This window comes from Micromonospora yasonensis (assembly GCF_026013475.1).
Classification (GTDB): Bacteria; Actinomycetota; Actinomycetes; order Mycobacteriales; family Micromonosporaceae; genus Micromonospora; species Micromonospora yasonensis.
In genome coordinates this window covers 13,082-30,142 of the sequence record NZ_JAPDPH010000041.1, presented here as the reverse complement: position 1 = coordinate 30,142, position 17,061 = coordinate 13,082, and the positions used below count along the sequence as shown (strand labels likewise).

The 17,061-nt window shown below is 67.3% G+C and carries 13 protein-coding genes and 1 pseudogene; 8 read left to right on the top strand and 6 right to left on the bottom strand.

The genetic code is table 11. The annotated features are described in order from the left end of the window. Positions 1 to 2 precede the first annotated feature (2 nt). Positions 3 to 1,169, top strand: a complete 1,167-nt coding sequence (locus ONA70_RS11700) for a globin domain-containing protein (protein WP_265006408.1) — start codon at positions 3 to 5, stop codon at positions 1,167 to 1,169. Then, entirely contained in the window at positions 1,166 to 1,855 is a 690-nt protein-coding gene (locus ONA70_RS11695) for a DivIVA domain-containing protein (RefSeq protein WP_265006407.1), read from the top strand. Before ONA70_RS11700 ends, ONA70_RS11695 begins: the two co-directional genes overlap by 4 nt. A 163-nt stretch (positions 1,856 to 2,018) precedes the next feature. On the opposite strand, the gene ONA70_RS11690 is transcribed toward ONA70_RS11695, so the two are convergent. The 5 genes from ONA70_RS11690 to uxaC form a co-directional block, all read right to left on the bottom strand. Continuing rightward, positions 2,019 to 3,053, bottom strand: a complete 1,035-nt coding sequence (locus tag ONA70_RS11690) for a hypothetical protein (RefSeq protein WP_265006406.1) — start codon at positions 3,051 to 3,053, stop codon at positions 2,019 to 2,021. 30 nt (positions 3,054 to 3,083) lie between these two features. Continuing rightward, positions 3,084 to 4,457, bottom strand: a complete 1,374-nt coding sequence (locus ONA70_RS11685) for a glycoside hydrolase family 28 protein (protein WP_265006405.1) — start codon at positions 4,455 to 4,457, stop codon at positions 3,084 to 3,086. 288 nt (positions 4,458 to 4,745) lie between these two features. Next, the gene (locus ONA70_RS11680; protein ID WP_265006404.1) at positions 4,746 to 6,191 is read right to left on the bottom strand and encodes a glycoside hydrolase family 28 protein; all 1,446 of its coding nucleotides are present in this window, start codon (positions 6,189 to 6,191) and stop codon (positions 4,746 to 4,748) included. 140 nt (positions 6,192 to 6,331) lie between these two features. Beyond that, positions 6,332 to 8,020, bottom strand: coding sequence for a glycoside hydrolase family 55 protein (locus ONA70_RS11675; protein WP_265006403.1), 1,689 nt, complete (start codon positions 8,018 to 8,020; stop codon positions 6,332 to 6,334). A 243-nt stretch (positions 8,021 to 8,263) separates the two neighbouring features. Then, positions 8,264 to 9,679, bottom strand: a complete 1,416-nt coding sequence (uxaC, locus tag ONA70_RS11670) for a glucuronate isomerase (RefSeq protein ID WP_265006402.1) — start codon at positions 9,677 to 9,679, stop codon at positions 8,264 to 8,266. A 173-nt stretch (positions 9,680 to 9,852) separates the two neighbouring features. On the opposite strand from uxaC, the gene ONA70_RS11665 reads away from it, so the two are divergent. The 6 genes and pseudogenes from ONA70_RS11665 to ONA70_RS11640 form a co-directional block, all read left to right on the top strand. After that, positions 9,853 to 10,842: a LacI family DNA-binding transcriptional regulator gene (locus ONA70_RS11665; RefSeq protein ID WP_265006401.1), complete on the top strand. Its 990-nt coding sequence runs from the start codon at positions 9,853 to 9,855 to the stop codon at positions 10,840 to 10,842. Positions 10,843 to 11,036: 194 nt separating this feature from the next. Continuing rightward, positions 11,037 to 12,140, top strand: a complete 1,104-nt coding sequence (locus ONA70_RS11660) for an ABC transporter substrate-binding protein (protein WP_265006400.1) — start codon at positions 11,037 to 11,039, stop codon at positions 12,138 to 12,140. Continuing rightward, the gene (locus ONA70_RS11655; protein ID WP_265006399.1) at positions 12,137 to 13,288 is read left to right on the top strand and encodes an ABC transporter ATP-binding protein; all 1,152 of its coding nucleotides are present in this window, start codon (positions 12,137 to 12,139) and stop codon (positions 13,286 to 13,288) included. Before ONA70_RS11660 ends, ONA70_RS11655 begins: the two co-directional genes overlap by 4 nt. Next, the gene (locus ONA70_RS11650) at positions 13,285 to 14,205 is read left to right on the top strand and encodes an ABC transporter permease (RefSeq protein ID WP_265006398.1); all 921 of its coding nucleotides are present in this window, start codon (positions 13,285 to 13,287) and stop codon (positions 14,203 to 14,205) included. Before ONA70_RS11655 ends, ONA70_RS11650 begins: the two co-directional genes overlap by 4 nt. Then, positions 14,205 to 15,098: an ABC transporter permease gene (locus tag ONA70_RS11645; RefSeq protein ID WP_265006397.1), complete on the top strand. Its 894-nt coding sequence runs from the start codon at positions 14,205 to 14,207 to the stop codon at positions 15,096 to 15,098. Before ONA70_RS11650 ends, ONA70_RS11645 begins: the two co-directional genes overlap by 1 nt. 58 nt (positions 15,099 to 15,156) lie before the next feature. Then, positions 15,157 to 15,636: pseudogene (locus ONA70_RS11640) on the top strand (enolase C-terminal domain-like protein); the annotation flags it as partial. Positions 15,637 to 15,829: 193 nt separating this feature from the next. Here ONA70_RS11640 and ONA70_RS11635 read toward each other — a convergent pair. Next, positions 15,830 to 16,954: an RNA-guided endonuclease InsQ/TnpB family protein gene (locus tag ONA70_RS11635; protein WP_265006396.1), complete on the bottom strand. Its 1,125-nt coding sequence runs from the start codon at positions 16,952 to 16,954 to the stop codon at positions 15,830 to 15,832. Between the last annotated feature and the right edge of the window lie 107 nt (positions 16,955 to 17,061).

The window sequence follows — 17,061 nt, the reverse complement described above, 5'->3', positions numbered from 1 at the left end:
GCATGGACGCCGCACGGTTGAAGGAAAGCTGGTCCCAGGTCGCCGCGCACGGCGAGCAGGTGCCGATCTACTTCTATTCCACCCTCTTCCTGGCATATCCCGAGACCCGGCGGATGTTCCCGACGAACATGGCCGGCCAGCGGGACAAGCTGGTGTCCGCGTTGGGGCACATCGTCTCCCACGTGGACCAGCTCGACCGGCTCGCCGAGTTCCTGCAGCAGCTCGGCGCGGACCACCGCAAGTACGCGGTGCGCGCCGAGCACTACCCGGCAGTCGGTCAGGCGCTGCTCGCGACGCTGCGGCACTTCCTGCGGGATGCGTGGACCGACGAACTCGCCAAGGACTGGGCCGACGCCTACGAGCTGATCGCGCAGGTCATGATCGAGGCTGCGGAGAAGGCCGAGGCGGTCGACCCCCCGTGGTGGGAGGCGGAGGTCATCAGCCACGAGCAGCGGACGTTCGACGTGGCGGTGCTGACGGTGCGGCCCGATTACCTGTTGAGGTTCACGCCCGGCCAATCCATCGGCGTGGCCCACCCGGCGGTGCGGGCCTGGCGGTACTACTCGCCGGCTAACGCCCCCCGCCGCGACGGCACCATCGAGCTGCACGTGCGGGTAACGCCCGGCGGTGCCGTCTCCTCCCGGCTGGTGTACGGCTGCGCGGCCGGGGACTGCATCTATCTGGCCGCCCCCGTGGGTGACCGGCTCACCCTGCGGCCGGCCGGCTCCAGCGACCTGCTGATCCTGGCCGGCGGCACCGGGTGGGCGCCGATGAAGGCACTGCTCGAGCAGGTCGCGGCAGAAGACTCCCGGCGACAGGTCGCCCTGTATGTGGGGGCGCGGACCCGCCTCGAGTTCTACGACACCGACGCGATTGACAAGTTGGCCTCGTCCTGGCCGTGGCTGACCGTGAACCACGTCGTGAGTCTGGACTTCCAGCGGCCCGGCGACCTGGTGCACCCGGTGGACCGTGCGTTGGCCGACGGGGACTGGCGGTCCCGGCACGTGTACGTCTGCGGCTCCGACCAGATGGTGGCCCAGTCGGTGGCGTCGTTGACCCAGGCGGGCTACCACGCCGGCCAACTACACCACGAAGGGTTCGGCGGGCACTGGTACGGGCCGACCTGGCGAGCAAGCACCACCCCTGACAATTCCGGAGGTGTCCGGTGAGCGTGACGTCGATCAGCAGGTACGACGGCGGACAGGTGGCCCTGAGCCCCCCGGTCCGCATGACCGCCAACCGGGTGCGCCGCTGGCAGTTCGACGCCGCCTCGTTCACCCGTCGCGGGTACGAGCCGACGGATGTCGACCGGTTCCGAATCCAGGTAGCCGACGAACTGGACCGTCTCGCCACGCAGATGGCGGACCTCCAGGCGGAAAACGCGCGGCTCAATGATCACCTTGAGCTGCACCGGCACGGGGTCCTTCCGAGCAGTGACAGGGCGGCAAACCAACCGGTAGCCGAGCAGGTCAACATGCTGTCCGCAGCGCAGCGGGAAGCCGAGCAGATCATCGCCCAGGCCCACGACTACGCCAGCCGAGTCGCCGAGTACGCCCGCGTGCAGTACGAGTCCTACGTGCAGGCCGCGGTAGAGAACGCCCGCCAGGAGGCCGAGCAAGCGGTGCACGATCGGCACAACACCGGCGACGCCTTCAACGACACGACAGCCGCCCAGGAAGCGTTGCGGATCTTCGGCGAGATGATGATCTCGCATCTCCAGTCCGCCGCCGGGCACCTGAACGAAGGCAGCGAGCAACTGACCCGAACAATGAACCGAATGGTGACCCCGGTTGCCGGGGCCGAGCAATCACTGAACGGAGTGACAAAGCCAATGCCCCACTTGCGGCATCAGTGACGGGTGTGGTCGGCCCGCGTATCGCGGGCCGACCACGGGCTGACTATGACGGCCTACAGCGCCGAGCCCGGTACGCCGGCCCAGGACGCCCTGCGCCGGCTGGCCAGCTGGGCGGCAACTGTGTGTCCCGGTGAGAGCCTGACAACCGGGCTCCGCTGGTGCGTCAGCCGGCGTAGCCCCTCACATGCTTGCGAGTGATCTGCATGAGCTGCTCCGGGTCCTCGTTGTCTCGAGGGTAGTAGTAGTAACTCAAACAGTCGGAGGCCAGGTCGACAACTTCTGGAAGGCGTCGGTCGACGAGCGGGTAGACCGACTTGCGCAGGGCATACGTCTCCGCCAGGAGGAAGCTACCTTTGCCGTTCCTTCTGGCCATCGCGATGAAGCGTTCCCCGTCGCCGCCGAGTAGAACCTTCTTCTGGTCACCCGGGTCGTCCGTCCCCCATGGGCTGCCGTCGCAGCCGAAATAGTCAATGGCTTCGATTCGGGCGAACTGTTCGGCCGCGTCCTCCCTGGATGCTCCCTTGTAGGCCGAGAGGTCAAGGAAGAGCGAGATCGTCACATCAGGCTTGATCGCCTTGGCGTGCTCGCTGGCTTGCCGAAACAGGTCGTAGGTGTTGTCCTCCTTCGGCTCATCCCAGATTATGCCCTCGAAGGGCCACTGGGTCAGCAGCCTCTCGGTGCGCTCCTTGAAGAACTGAATCGTCTTCGGGTGGGTCGGGTCGCTTCGATGGCCTCTGCTGTTGGTATAGGGAGTGCCGTCGTCGTCCAGCAGCCAGGTCTCCGAGTGACTCTCGGTGAAATTGCTGGGCACGCTGGGTGCGCCGGCCACCAGACTTCCCCAACGCGAAGGAATGGCATAAGGGGTTATGCCGGCTCTCAACGCCTCCTCGACCGTGATTTGTATGTTGTAGTTGGCGCTGTCAAAATCCTGCTCCAACACACTGATGGAGACCGCGTTGGTCCCGATGCTGGCCATCCACGTCATGTCCTCGCGAACTCGGCGCGGCACGATCGTGTAGGCGTTGGCAGCCAGGTAGTACGCGTTGAGAATCCTGCCCGACTGACCTGGATTTGGCGCCTGCGCGGGCCGCTCGGATGCTGAGGCGGTGGGTTGTCCCAGCGCGACTGCGGAGGCAGTGGCACCCGCTCCCAGCAGGAGGCTTCGTCGTGCGATCCCTCTCGTGCCCTCACTTGGCATCTCGGCTCACTCCGTCCCTTCCGACCACTTTTAGCATCGTTCGCCGTTCATCCACACGTTCTTGAGGTTGATGTCGTCCACATTTTCGATGATGAGCGGATCTTCAACCTCATTGATGGTCACGTTCCTCACCAGAACATCCCGGATTGGCTGAGCCGCGATTCCAACAGCGCGGATTCCTGTCCCGGCCCTTTCGGCTGTCACGTTCTCGACGTTGAAGTTCCGGTACAGCGACGGGTACCTGCCGCTGCCCTCGTTCTTGTAGTTGGTGTCAAAGTCAAGGACTGTGTCGGCGTCGCCGACCGTGATGTTGCGCGCCCAGATGTCTTCGATGGCGCCGCCTCGGTCCGTGTTCGACTTGAAGTAGAGCGCGGACCTCACGTCGCCGAGGACGTTGTTCTCCATGAAAACATTCCGCACCCCACCGGACATCTCGCTCCCGATCGTCAAACCGTTGTGGCCTCGCATGTCGTTGCCCCGGATGATGATGTTTTCGCTCGGTCGTCCAACCCGCCAGCCATCTTGGTCACGGCCCGATTTCACCACCACGCTGTCGTCGCCGGTGATGAAAGTATTGCCTTCGATCATCACGTTGGTGCTGGAGTCCACGTCCACGCCGTCATTGTTCAAGGACTTGCTGTCGACCGTCACATTGCGGAGTGTGGCGTTACGCGTGTAGACGAAGTGGTTTACCCAGAACGGGGAGTCGACGGCGGTAAAGCCCTCCAGTAGCACGTTCTCTGATTCATAGAACTGAATCATGCTCGGCCGAAGGTAGTCCCCGTTACCGAACACCCTCTCCTCAACAGGCACGCCGGTGGTGCCCATCATGCGAAGTCGCGACTGCGCGGGACCCTGCTTGGGCCTGAACGTCCCAAATCCCTCCGTGTCAGAGGGCTCGGTATTCCCGTCAATGACACCGCCGCCGGTAACCGCGACGTTCGTCGTTCGGAAGGCGTAGATCATCGGGGAATAGTTGTAGAGGTCGGTGCCTTCCCAACGAGTCAGCACCTGAGGAAGGTAGTCAGTGGCGTCCTGGCTGAACCGCAGCGTCGCGCCGTCGGAGACGTGCAGGTCGACATTGCTCATCAGGTGTATCGGACCTTTGCTGAACCAGGTCCCCGCCGGGAGTGTGACGCGGCCGCCGCCTGCGCTGTTCGCTGCGTGGATGGCGGCCGTAATGGCCGGCCTCGCGTCGGTTGTTCCGTCACCTACTGCCCCGAACTCGGTCACGGTGTAATCGCGGTCCGGGAATGTGGGCACCGTGATCGACTTTTCAATCTGCGGCACCTGCCCCCATCCGGGCGCTCCCCACTGAGCACCAGCACCGTTGTCAGGCGCGCCAGACGCAGCTGTGGCCGCCGCCGGAGGACTTGAAAGAACGAACCCGAGCAAGGCCGACATCAGCATGATGATGCGGCCCCTACTTCTACCATGGCGTTTCATCTCCACACCTTCCTCACCGATCTCCGATGGCGGGCGCGGCCCGGCCGGGACGCGACGACCTTCCGGTCGAGCGGACGTAGGTCCCGGTCGTGGCTGGCCGGGCCGTACGCCCCGATGGCTGAACTCGGGCTGGGCAGGCCGACAATCATGGCCGCGGTCACCCGACCGGCACGGCACGCGTGCCGCGGTTCACTTTCGGCTCCTTGCGTAACGTCGATTCAGCCAGCCGCGATCCGGGCGGCCGGCTCAGGCCGAGACGGAGTTCAGGACGAGTGGCGCACCGTTCTCGATGACGTTGCGCAGCACGAGGTTGTCGACGTATTCCACGACATCGGGCTTGCTGGTGGTGCCGAAGTCGACGTCGGTGAGGGTCACCCCGTTGATGTGGTCGTCGGCGTAGCCTCGGAGGTTGAGGCCCCGAGCGGCCGAGCGGACCGTGAGGTTGCGTACGTCGATGGCACCTACGACCGGGTTGAAGCCGTAGCCAGGTCCTTCCTCGTAGAAGAAGTTCACGTCGATCACGGCGCCGGCGACCTCGCCGATGGTGATGTCGCGGGCGTAGAAGCCGGTGATGAAGCCGCCCCGGACCGAGTTGGTCTTGAACCGCAGGGCGATGTCGAGGTTGGGGCTGGACATCTCGCAGTCGCGGACGAACACGTTGCGCACGCCACCGGACATCTCGCTGCCGATCGTCACACCACCGTGGCCGTCGCGCATCAGGCAGCCCTCGATGAGGATGTCCTCGCTCGGGGTGGCAACCCGACGCCCGTCCGCGTTGCGGCCAGCCTTGATCGCGATGCAGTCGTCGCCGGTGTCGAACGTGCAGTCGCGGATCACGACCATGCGGCTGCTCTCCGGGTCGCAGCCGTCGTTGTTCGGCCCGTGCGAGTTGACGGTGACGTTCTGGACGAGCACGTTTTCCGACAGCGTCGGGTGGATTTCCCACATCGGCGAGCGGAGGATCGTCACGCCCTCGATGATCACGTTGCGGCAACGGTACGGCTCGATGAAGGAGGAGCGCAGGCAGTCGCCCTCGCCGAACACCCGCTGCTCGACCGGCACGCCCTGCTCGGCCATGGCGAACAGCCGGTTGCGGGCCGCGTCCTGCTTGGGGTCGCCCTTCTTCCAGCCGTATTCGGCCTTGCCCTTCCACGGCCACCAGTGCGCGTTGTCGGCCTGGCCGTCCAGCACGCCGGCACCGGTGACGCCGATGTTCTCCTGTCCGTACGCGTAGATCAGCGGGGAGTAGTTGTAGAGCTCGACCCCCTCGAACCGGGTCAGCACGGCGGGCAGGTAGTCGGCGGGCGTCTGGCTGAACAGCACCACCGCGGCGGCGGTGACGTGCAGGTCGACGTTGCTGAGCAGGTGAATCGGGCCCGTCAGCCACCGGCCGGCCGGTACGACGACGTGGCCGCCGCCGGCTGAGTGGCACTCCTGGATGGCTCGCTTGAACGCCTCGGTGCAGCTCGTGGCGCCGTCACCGACCGCGCCGAAGTCCTGGATGTCGTACCAGCGGTTGGGGAAGTGCGGACGGCGTACCTTGGCATTGATGTATTCCGCCCGGGCCCACGGGTAGCCGGCCGGCAGGGGGTCGGCCGCCGCCGGACCGGCGAAAACCGGGGTGAAGGCCACGGCGACGCCCGCCGCGCCGGCCAACCGGAGGAAATGGCGCCTGGTGTGTTCCGTCGTCATTGGTGCTCTCCTCGCTCTGGGAGCTGAGATGTTGACCTGCTGGTGGGGGAGTGGTGATCGAAGCTGATGAATCGCCCGGTGCTCGGCGCGTCGGGACGGTCGATGACGTGTGGCCGACCGGCGCGGTGTCGGTGAGTGACCTAGCGCGGTGCGCGTTGCGCGGCGTAGAGGTCGTCGACGGACGGCGCCGATCCGTGATCGACGAGCAGTGATTCGAGGTCGCCGGAGAAGTCCCGGGACAGGCCGCCGCCGGTGCCCTCGACGCCCTGAACGCCGACGGTCGCGCTGCGCGGTGCGACATCGGCGATCGTGATCGCGTACGAGCGGGCGTTCGTGATCCTGACGTTCCAGTGCGCCATCCGGGCTCCGAACAGGGGACCCGACGCGGCCGAACCGCCCACCGATCCGTTGTTCTCGATGGTGATGGCCGTCCGTGCGTTCTCGAACGGCAGGGCGCGGTGGGTGTCGAACGTGCCCTCCGACATCTGGCCGCGGCGGTAGACATTCCCGGAGGAGAGGCCCTCCAGGTTGAGGCCGTGATGGACGGCGCCGGACGGAACCGGGACGCTGAACCGCTCGATCTCGAAGTTCTCCACCAGGTTGTCGTTGGATTGCATCCGGCAGGCGAAGCTGTGATGGGCGGCCCGGCCACCGACGGCAACCGCGGTGAGGGTGACCGACTTGGCTGTCGTGAGTCCGAAGCCGAGGTCGCAGTTCTCGACTCGTACGTCACGCGCCCAGCAGTCGTGCACGGCCTGGAAGCACACGCCGTTCGAGCCCGGATGCCTGTTGTGCGCCGTCTGGGGAACCAACTCGTTGCGGATGGTGAGCTGCTCGACGCCCGCGTCGGAGACGGTGGGGCCGATGTCGCGCAGTCGTGCGGGCCAGTCGGGCCGCAGATCGTACTTGAGCGGTTGGGACAGCCTGATCACACGGTTGTTGAGCACCGCCTCGACCCGCACCGGCCACTGCAGCGTCGCGTACTGCACGTACTGGCCACCGGATCCCGTCACGAGCTGTGGCGCCCGGCGCGGCCAATCGTACGTTCGGGTGCCGGGTACGTCGCCGGCCAGGTGCTTCAGCAGGCTGGCGTCCGAGGGGTTCTGGCACTCCAGGACGACCATCTCCCCGGCGGCCAGCCGGCTGGTGTCGGACACGACAAGCGTCCGCTGGCCGCGCGACGCCGCGCCGACCTCGGCGAGCACGTCGCCGAGCAGCCACCCCTCGGACCCGGCGTAGTCCTCGGCCTCGGACTGTGCGCGCCGCTCGGGCGAGACGAACCAGACCTGTCCACCCGTCCAGGACCAGCGGCTGTTCCCGTTGGACTGACGGTTCGGCCGGTAGCCGTCATCGAGGGTGCGCGTGAAGTGCAGCACCGTGGAGTCCCGACTGGCGCCGCGGAGCACGACCTTGGACCAGTGCATCCAGACCGGCCCCGACAGGGTGTACGTCCCCGGTGGTACCAGAACGACGCCCCCACCGTGCTGGCCCGCCCAGCCGAGTGCGGCATTGAACGCGGCCGTGCTGTCCGTCCCGTCGGTGCGGGCGCCGAAATCGGTGACCTTCGCGACGACGGGAGGCGTCGGCGGCTTGTCGCCGAGCCGGTAGCCGGCGCGGGACACGTCCGGCACCAGGGGGTGGGAGCCGGGCGCCTCCCGCCACTGCGCCAACAGGTCGGCCGAGGCATCCCTCGGTTGCCCGACGGCCCCCGCCTCTGCCGCGAGGGCCGGGCGGGCGGCGACGGTCAGCGTGGTGGCGGCGGTGGCCGCCGCCCCCAACCCGAGGAGTCCCCGTCGACTGATGGCGGGTTGTGCGCTGGTGGACGACATGGCGATCTCCCCTGGGGCCTCGTGCGGGTGGCGGAGATGAAATCCTTTGCGGCCGAGAACGACGACACCAGACGGCCGGCACGGGAGTCAATGCTTCACAACTCTGAAACATTTTTCATACGCCGCTTTAACGTGTCGCATGCTTCGTTCGGCCGGCCAACGGGCACGCCGGTACGGGCCGAGCCACGAAGGGCCGGCTCCCTACCGGTATGGGCCAGACTCGTCAGTTCCCGCCGGCTGCGCCTACCGGCGGGCGTACGCCTCGACCGGGAGGCGATAGGCCAGGTCTATCGCTGTTTCGACGGCCTCGTCCTCGGGCAGTCGGTGTTCGACGACGAGGCGGGCCAGGTAGCCGGCGTCGATGCGCCGGGCCAGGTCGTGTCGGGCCGGGATCGACAGAAAGGCCCGAGTGTCGTCGACAAAGCCGGACGTGTTGTAGAAGCCGGCGGTCTCGGTCACCAGCTCGCGGAAGCGGCGCATGCCGTCGGGGCTGTCGAGGAACCACCATGGCGCGCCGAGGCGTACGGAGGGGTAGACACCGGCGAGCGGGGCGAGTTCGCGGGAGTAGACGGTTTCGTCGACGGTGAAGAGCACGACCCGGAAGTGCGGGTCGCGGCCGAAGGCGGTGAGCATCGGCTGGAGGGCGCGGGTGAACTCGGCGGCGATCGGGATGTCGAAGCCGCGGTCGGAGCCGAAGGACGCGTGTATCGCCGGATCGTGGTCGCGTAGCACGCCGGGATGGATCTGCATGACCAATCCGTCGTCGCACGACATCCGCGCCATTTCGAAGAGCATGTGGCCGGCGAAGGCTTGCGCCGCCTCGGTGCTCACGCCGCCGTTGGACGCATCGGCGTAGATGCGCGTGGCCTCTTCGACGCTCAACGGCTCGGCGGCGGCGGTGAGGTGTCCGTGATCGGTGGCGCGCGCACCGGCCGCCACGAACGCCTCCCGCCGACTGCGCAGAGCTGCGAGGAATCCCTCGTAGTTGTCGGTGTCGATCCCGGTGAGGGTCTGGAGGCGGGCGACCTGGCGGGCCCAACCGGCGTGCCCGACGTGGGTCAACGCGTCTGGGCGGAAGGTCGGGATGACCCGGTCACCGAACCCGGCGGTCCGCAGCGCCGCGTGGTCCCGCAGCGTTGAGGTGGCGGAATCGGTGGTGGAGATCCGCTCGATGTTGAACGCATCGAGCAGAGCGCGGGGTCGAAGGCCGGGCTCCGAAAGCCGGGCGTCGATGAGGTCGTAGAGCTCGTCGGCGGTGCCGGGGCCGGGGGCGACGTCGAGCTTGAGCACCTCGGCCAGTTCGTGCTCCAGCCAGTAGCGGCTGGGCGTGCCCCGGAACAGGTGCCAGTGGGCGCAGAAGATCCGCCAGATCGCCCGGGGGTCGGTCTCTACCTTGCCCCCGTCGAGGCGGGGGACGCCGAGTTGATCGAGGGAGACGCCCTGCGACACCAGCATTCGCGTGACGTAATGGTCGGGCACGACCAGCAGGTGCGCGGGGTCGGAGAACCGTTCGTCGTCGGCGAAGACCGCCGCGTCGACGTGCCCGTGCATGCACACCAACGGCAGGCCGCGCGTGGCTTGGTAGATCCGGCGGGCGACCGTGCGGATCTCGTCGCCTGCGGGAAGGGCTCGGTCCGGATGCAGACGTAGCGGGGCCACACGATCTCCTTGGGTCTCGGTGACAGCAAATCCTGCAAAGGATTGCATCATCGGCTGGCCGCGACAAGAGAGGCTGGTGGGCAACCTCCCGGAAACCTTCTGGCAACGGAGTATTGACAGCTGACCGCAAACGGTTTCAGAGTTGTGGGCGACAGTCGGCCAGGAGGTGGACGGTGCGAGCAACAATCCGGGAAGTGGCGCGCGAGGCCGGCGTCTCACCGTCCACCGTGTCCCGGGCGCTGTCGAACCCCGAGATCGTCAACGCGGCGACTCGCGAGCGTGTGGTCCGCGCGGCCCAGCGGCTGGGTTACGCGCCCAACCGGGCCGCCAGGGGTCTCATCACCGGCCGTACGGGGAATCTCGGCCTGATCGTGCCGGACCTCGCGAACCCCTTCTTCCCGAGCGTGGTGAAGGGTGTGCAGGCCAAGGCGCGGGAGGCGGACTATGCCGTCTTCCTCTCCGACACCGACGAGGACCCGTCAGCCGAGGCGGGGCTGGTGCGGATCCTGGCCAAGCAGGTCGACGGGCTCATCCTCTGCTCGCCGCGCGCACCCGAGGAGGAGATCCGGGCGCTTGCGGAGAGCACCCCGCTCGTCATGGCCAACCGGCGGATCCGCAACGTCCCATCCGTCTTCTTCGACAACACGGACGGCATGCGGCAGGCGGTCGCGCATCTGCGGGCCCTCGGCCACCAACGGGTGGCCTGGGTGGGTGGACCGCGCACCTCCTGGTCGACCCGTGACCGGGTCCGGGGATTGCGCGCCGCCACCGCGGCCGCAGGCATGGAACTCGTTGTCGCGGGCCACTTCCCGCCATATTTCGAGGGCGGGGTCGCCGCGGCGGACCTCGTCGTCGCCTCCGGAGTCACGTCGGTCGTCGCCTACAACGACGTCATGGCACTCGGCCTGTTGAGCCGCCTGCGGGACCGTGGCCTGGACGTGCCGGGGGACATCAGCGTGATGGGCATCGACGACATTCACATGTCGGGCATGTCGTCCCCGGCTCTCACCACGATATCGCTCACCAAGGAGCAGCTCGGACGGGCCGCCGTTGACCTGCTGCTCGCGATTCTTGAGCGCCCGGAGGACGCGCGCAAGGTCCGCCGGGAGTTGCCCACCCAACTACTCGTGCGGGCCTCGACCGGGCTCGCGCGGACCAACTGACCATCCGGCCGGGGATTCCCCCAAACCCCGGCCGACGGAAATCCCCCCGAACAGCTCGACGAAGGGAACGTCTCATGGGCTTTACCCGACGGAGTGCCCTGATTGTCGCAACAACATCGACCGTACTCGCCCTGACCGCCGCCTGCGGTGCGCCGAGCAGCCCCGGAGGGGCCGGCGGCGACAGCAACGGTGAGGTGCCCGAGAAGCCGGCGAAGGCGGTGACGCTGAACATCCTCGACGTCGCCGGCAACCTGCAGCTGACCCAGGGAATGATCGACGAGTTCGTCAGCAAGAATCCCGACATCGTTTCGAAGGTGACCTATTCCAAGGCCACGGCGCCGGAGTTGGCCGGCAAGATCAAGGCGCAGCAGAACGCCAACCGGGTCGACATCGGCCTGGTGCTCACCGGCGTGGACGGGCTCGCGGCCGGAATCGACCAGGGCCTGTGGATCGATGTGCTGCCGAAGTTCGAGGACCGGCTGGCCGGAATGAAGGACTACCTCGAACCGGCGGCCGCCATGCAGAAGCTCGCGGGCAACGCCGGCGTCACCGTCACCTACTACCCGTCCGGCCCCCTGCTCGAATACCTGCCGTCGAAGGTGGCGACCCCGCCGACGAGCGCCGACGAGCTCCTCGCCTATGCGAAGGCGCACCCCGGGAAGGTGCAGTACGCCCGCCCGTCGAACTCCGGGCCGGGACGGACCTTCCTGATGGGCCTGCCCTACATCCTCGGCGACAAGGACCCGAAGGACCCCATCAACGGGTGGGACAAGACCTGGGCCTACCTCAAGGAGCTCAACCAGTACGTCGACTACTACCCCTCCGGCACCTCGGAGACGATGAAGAACCTGGCCAATGGCTCGGCGCACGTGATCGCCTCCACGACCGGTTGGGACATCAACCCGCGGGTGCTCGGGACGGTGCCGAAGGAGGCGAAGGTCAGCTCCCTGAGCGGGTTCCACTGGGTGACCGACGCGCACTACGCGGTGATTCCCAAGGGCGTCTCCACCGACACCCAGGCCGCGGTGCTGGCCCTGCTGAACTTCATGCTCACTCCGAAACAGCAGGCCAAGGCGTATGACCAGGGCTACTTCTACCCGGGCCCGGCGGTGAAGGGCGTCAACCTGTCCGACGCGCCCCAGCAGAGCCAGGACGCCATCCGGGACTTCGGCCGGCCGGAGTACGAGGCGCTCATCGCGAACAACCCGACCGAGGTTCCGCTCGACGCGAAGAGCCTCGTGGCGGCGTTCGACCGGTGGGACCGGGAGATCGGTGGCGGGAAGGTCAAGAAGGGATGACCGCGCCGAAGCCAGGCTTCTCGCAGTTGCGGCTGGAGGGCGTGACGCGTCGCTTCGGCAGCCAGAACGCGCTCAGCGACCTCGACCTGACGATCGAGGCGGGCGAGTTCATCGCCCTCCTCGGTCCCTCCGGGTGTGGCAAGTCCACGGCCCTGAACTGCCTTGCCGGACTGCTGCCCCTCACCGGGGGCAGCATCTGGCAGGACGAGCGGCGTATCGACGTCCTGCCGCCCGAACGCCGTGGCTTCGGCATGGTCTTCCAGAGTTACGCGCTCTTCCCGCACATGTCCGTTCGCGCCAATGTCGCATTCGGACTACGGATGCGGCGACTACCGAAGCAGGAGATCCGCCGCCGCACCGACGAGGCCATCCGCCTCGTACGCCTCGAGGAGCACGTCGACAAGCTGCCCGGCCAGCTCTCCGGTGGCCAGCAGCAGCGGGTGGCGATCGCCCGGGCCGTGGTCCTGGAGCCGTCCCTGGTCCTCATGGACGAGCCGTTGAGCAACCTCGACGCCAAGCTGCGCCTCGAGATGCGCACCGAGATCCGGCGCCTGCACCAGTCGCTCGGCCTCACGACGGTCTACGTCACCCACGACCAGGAGGAGGCCCTGTCACTGGCCGACCGACTCGTCGTGCTGCGCGCCGGCGCCGTGCAGCAGATCGGCTCGCCGCAGGAACTGCACACCCGGCCGGCCAACTGGCACGTCGCCGACTTCATGGGCTACCGCAACCTGTGGCCCATGCGGGTACAGGCGGCACAGGCCGGAGAGATCACCGTGGAAGCCGACGGGCTCCGGCTCGTCGGCGACCCGGTCGGCCAGATCGCGGCGGGTGACCAGGTTGTCGCAGCGGTACGGCCGGAGGACGTCCGCGTCGACGACCCGCACGCCACGACGAACACCGTGCCAGCAGAGATCGAGGTGGTCGAATACCAGGGCCGGGAGCTGGCGGCGGAAGCCCGCAACGACGCCGGCCTCCGCGTCCACGTACGCACGGACAAACGGATCGCCCCCGGTGACCGGGTCACGCTCAGCATCGATCCGCGACGGCTGCTGGTCTTTCCCAGCGACTCGGTGGAGCGGCCGGCCGCCGGCCTCGCCGATGCGGCGGAGCCCGGAACACTCCGCGAGCCAAGGCTGGTCCCATGACATCACCACCCACCGCGCCGCCGGCGGGCCGGCCCCGATCCCCCCGGGCGCACTGGCAGCACCGCCTCGCCGAACGCGGGATCGACCGCCAGTTGTGGCTGCTCGTGCCGGCGTTGCTCTTCGTCGTGCTGCTCTTCCTCTACCCGTTCTTCTACGGACTCGGGCTCTCCTTCCAACCGACCAAGGGCGGGCCGTTCAGCGACTACGCACGCTTCTTCGGCGACGCCTACGAGCGGGACACAATCTGGATCACCCTGCGTATCGCCCTGCCGGCCGCTGTGCTCAACGTGGTGGCATCAGTGCCCATCGCCTACCGGATGCGGGGACGCTTCCGCGGCAAGCGGCTGATCACGATCCTGCTCGTCGTGCCGATCACCCTCGGCACGGTCCTCACCGCCCAGGGGCTGCTCAACTTCCTCGGCCCCACCGGATGGTTCAACCGCGTACTGCTCGCCCTGCACCTCGCTGACGAGCCGGTCCGACTCATCCACAACTACTGGGGCGTCTTCTTCTCCCTGATCATCACCGGATTCCCCTTCGCGTTCCTGCTCGTGCTCTCGTACCTGTCGGGAATCGACCCGACCCTGGAGCGGGCGGCGGCCACCCTCGGCGCCGGCTGGTGGCAGCGCTTCCGCACCATCACGCTGCCGCTGTTGATGCCCGGGCTGGCGACGACGTTCTGCCTGACGTTCGTGCTCGCCTTCAGCGTGTTCCCCTCGGCCGTCCTTGTCGGCAATCCCGCCGGCGAGACGCGGGTCATCTCCATCGCGGCCTACCAGGCGGCGTACGAGCAGTACGACTACCCGTACGCCTCGGCGATCGCCGTGATCATGGGGGTCGTCGAGCTCGTCATCATCGCCCTCGTGCTCGCCGCCCGCAGTCGCCTCTACACCGGGTCGACAGGAGGAAAGGGCTGATGGCAACTCTCACCGACGTCCGTCCCGCCGGCACGAAGCAGCTGGACGGCTCAACCCCGCGCCGGCGGATCGTCGCGCGCCCCGCCGCGTGGCTCGTCTGGGGCGCGGTCATCTTCTTCTTCGTCAACCTGCTCGGCGTCATCGGATCCGTCATCGTCAGCTCGTTCGGCCAGCGGTGGTTCGACACCTGGGTGCCCGACGGTTACACCACCAAGTGGTACGGCCAGGCATGGAGCGAGTTCGCGCTGCTCCAGGTCATCACCGTCACCCTGGAGGTATCCCTGCTCGTCGTGGCGCTGTCGCTGGTGATCGGGGTGCCGGCCGCGTACGTCCTCGCCCGCCGCAGCTTCCCCGGCAAACGCATCATCTATCTCGTCTTCCTGCTGCCGATCCTCATGCCGCCGATCACCTACGGCATCCCGCTGGCGACGGTCCTCTACAAGTTCGGCCTCGCCGGGCACCTCTCCGGTGTGGTGCTCGCGAACCTCGTACCGTCGGTCCCGTTCGTCATCCTCACCATGACGCCCTTCATCGAGCAGATCGACCCGCGCATCGAAAGCGCCGCCCGGATGTGCGGCGCGGGGCTGCGCTCGGTCTTCCTCAGCGTGCTGGCGCCGCTGCTCCTGCCCGGGATCCTGGCGTCGGCGATCCTCGTCCTCGTCCGGACCGTCGGCATGTTCGAACTCACCTTCCTGACCGCCGGTCCGGACTCGCAGACGTTGGTCGTCGCCCTCTACTACTCGATGTCCGCGGCGGGCATCCGGGCACAGCAGTCGGTGGACGCCATGGCGGTCATCTACACGTCGATGATGCTGGTGCTGCTCGTCGTCGCGCTGCGCTACGTCAACCCGACCCAACTGGTCGCTCGGGTCAAAGAGGAGCCGCAGCCGTGAAAATCGCGGACGCCCGAGTGATCGTGACCAGTCCCGGGCGCAACTTCGTCACCCTGAAGAGGAGGGCTTCCGGCTCATCCGTCAGCACACCACCACACCGATCGCCGTCGGTGAGGTCTTCAACACCGTCTGGGATGCGGCCCAGCTGATCCGTGAGCAGCTCATCGACTACATCCGTACGACGGTGGTGCACGCCGGCGGCATCACGCACCTGCGACGCATCTTCGATCTGGCCGCGCTGCACCACGTACGCAGCGGCTCGCACGGGGCGACGGACCTGTCGCCGGTGTGCATGGCAGCCGCGCTGCACCTCGACATCTCGATCCCGAATTTCGGCCTGCAGGAGTACATGCGGCACACGGAGCAGACCGACGAGGTCTTCCCGCACGGCTACCACTTCGAGGGCGGCTATCTGCACCCCGCGGAAGTACCCGGGCTCGGCGTCGACATCGACGAGGAGGCGGCCGCACGCTACCCGTACTCGCCGGCGTACCTGCCGGTCAACCGGCTCGAGGACGGCACCGTCCACCCATGGTGAAGCCGGCGCGCCCGGCGCAACTCCGGTGGCTGCCGGCGATCGAGGCCGCCGGCGTGGAGAGGTTGAGTTGACATCTCCCGGTCCTGAAGGGGTCGGGATTCCCACGGTTGCCCGTGAGATTTTCCTGTTTCATCGCCGATTGCCTTGCCGGGAGGATTTTCCCTTGGGGTCTTACATCAGCTCCGCAGGCGTTTTACCTCTCCGCCAGCCCGGCGGCGAGGATGTTTTTCGCGGCGTTGATGTCCCGGTCGTGCTCGGTTGCGCAGCCGGGGCACGTCCAGGTGCGCTCGTTGAGGGTGAGGGTGGTGTTGATCCGTCGGCATGTCGAGCAGGTTTTGGACGACGGGTACCAGCGGTCGATGGGGATCACCTTGCGCCCGTACCACTGGGCTTTGTACTCCAACATGTCGCGGAACTGACTCCAGCTCGCGTCGGAGATGACGCGGGCCAGGCGGCGGTTGCGGAGCATGTTCCGCACGCTGAGGTCTTCGATCACGACCGTTTGGTTCTCACGGACGAGTCGGGTGGTCAGCTTGTGCAGGTGATCCCGCCGCCGGTCGGCGATACGGGCATGAATGCGGGCCACTGTGAGTCGGGCCTTGGCCCGGTTCGCGGAGCCGTCCTGTTTGCGGGCCAGGTTCCGCTGGGCCTTGGCGAGCTTGCGCCGGTCGGTCTGCCCGTACCGCGGGTTGGCCACCTTCCCTTCCTCGTCGCTCACCCCGGCAAGGGGATGGGACAGGGTGAGCAGACTGGTGATGCCCGCGTCCACACCAACCTCCGCCGCGACCGACGGGAGCGTCTTCACGGTCGGGTCCTCGACCAGCAGGGACACGAACCAGCGGCCGGCGGCATCCCGGGACACGGTGACCGTGGACGGTTCCGCACCTTCGGGCAGAGGCCGCGACCACACGATGTCCAGCGGCGCGTTCATCTTCGCCAAGGTGAGCTGACCGTCGCGCCAGCGGAACGCGGAGCGGGTGTACTCCGCCGACGCCCGCGACTTGCGCTTGGACTTGAACCTCGGGTACCGGGCCCGCTTATCCCAGAATGCCACGAACCCGGCCTGCAGATGCCGCAGCGTCTGCTGCAACGGCACCGACGACACCTCGTTCAGAAACGCCAACTCCAGGATGCGCTTCCACTCGGTCAGCCACGCCGACGACTGCGCGTACGTGGTGCGTTGGCGGTCCACCGCCCACGCGCGGGTACGGGCTTCCAGTGCCCGGTTGTACACCAGACGCACGCACCCGAAGGTGCGGTTCAACTGCTCGGCCTGTTCAGCCGACGGGTAGAAGCGGTACTTGTACGCACGCTTCACCACCCCACCCACGCCTCACAATTTACCGTCCACGTAAGACACTTATCCCAAGGGAGGGGGCGGCGTTTCCTCCCGGCCCTGCACGGCCGGGTTTCCACGCCGCAATT

Excerpts from the sequence above, each read along its gene's own strand:
- ONA70_RS11700 (WP_265006408.1), top strand. The coding sequence starts at position 3 with ATGGACGCCGCACGGTTGAAGGAAAGCTGGTCCCAGGTCGCCGCGCAC.
- ONA70_RS11690 (WP_265006406.1), bottom strand. The coding sequence starts at position 3,053 with ATGCCAAGTGAGGGCACGAGAGGGATCGCACGACGAAGCCTCCTGCTG.
- ONA70_RS11685 (WP_265006405.1), bottom strand. The coding sequence starts at position 4,457 with ATGTCGGCCTTGCTCGGGTTCGTTCTTTCAAGTCCTCCGGCGGCGGCC.
- ONA70_RS11680 (WP_265006404.1), bottom strand. The coding sequence starts at position 6,191 with ATGACGACGGAACACACCAGGCGCCATTTCCTCCGGTTGGCCGGCGCG.
- ONA70_RS11675 (WP_265006403.1), bottom strand. The coding sequence starts at position 8,020 with ATGTCGTCCACCAGCGCACAACCCGCCATCAGTCGACGGGGACTCCTC.
- ONA70_RS11655 (WP_265006399.1), top strand. The coding sequence starts at position 12,137 with ATGACCGCGCCGAAGCCAGGCTTCTCGCAGTTGCGGCTGGAGGGCGTG.
- ONA70_RS11650 (WP_265006398.1), top strand. The coding sequence starts at position 13,285 with ATGACATCACCACCCACCGCGCCGCCGGCGGGCCGGCCCCGATCCCCC.
- ONA70_RS11645 (WP_265006397.1), top strand. The coding sequence starts at position 14,205 with ATGGCAACTCTCACCGACGTCCGTCCCGCCGGCACGAAGCAGCTGGAC.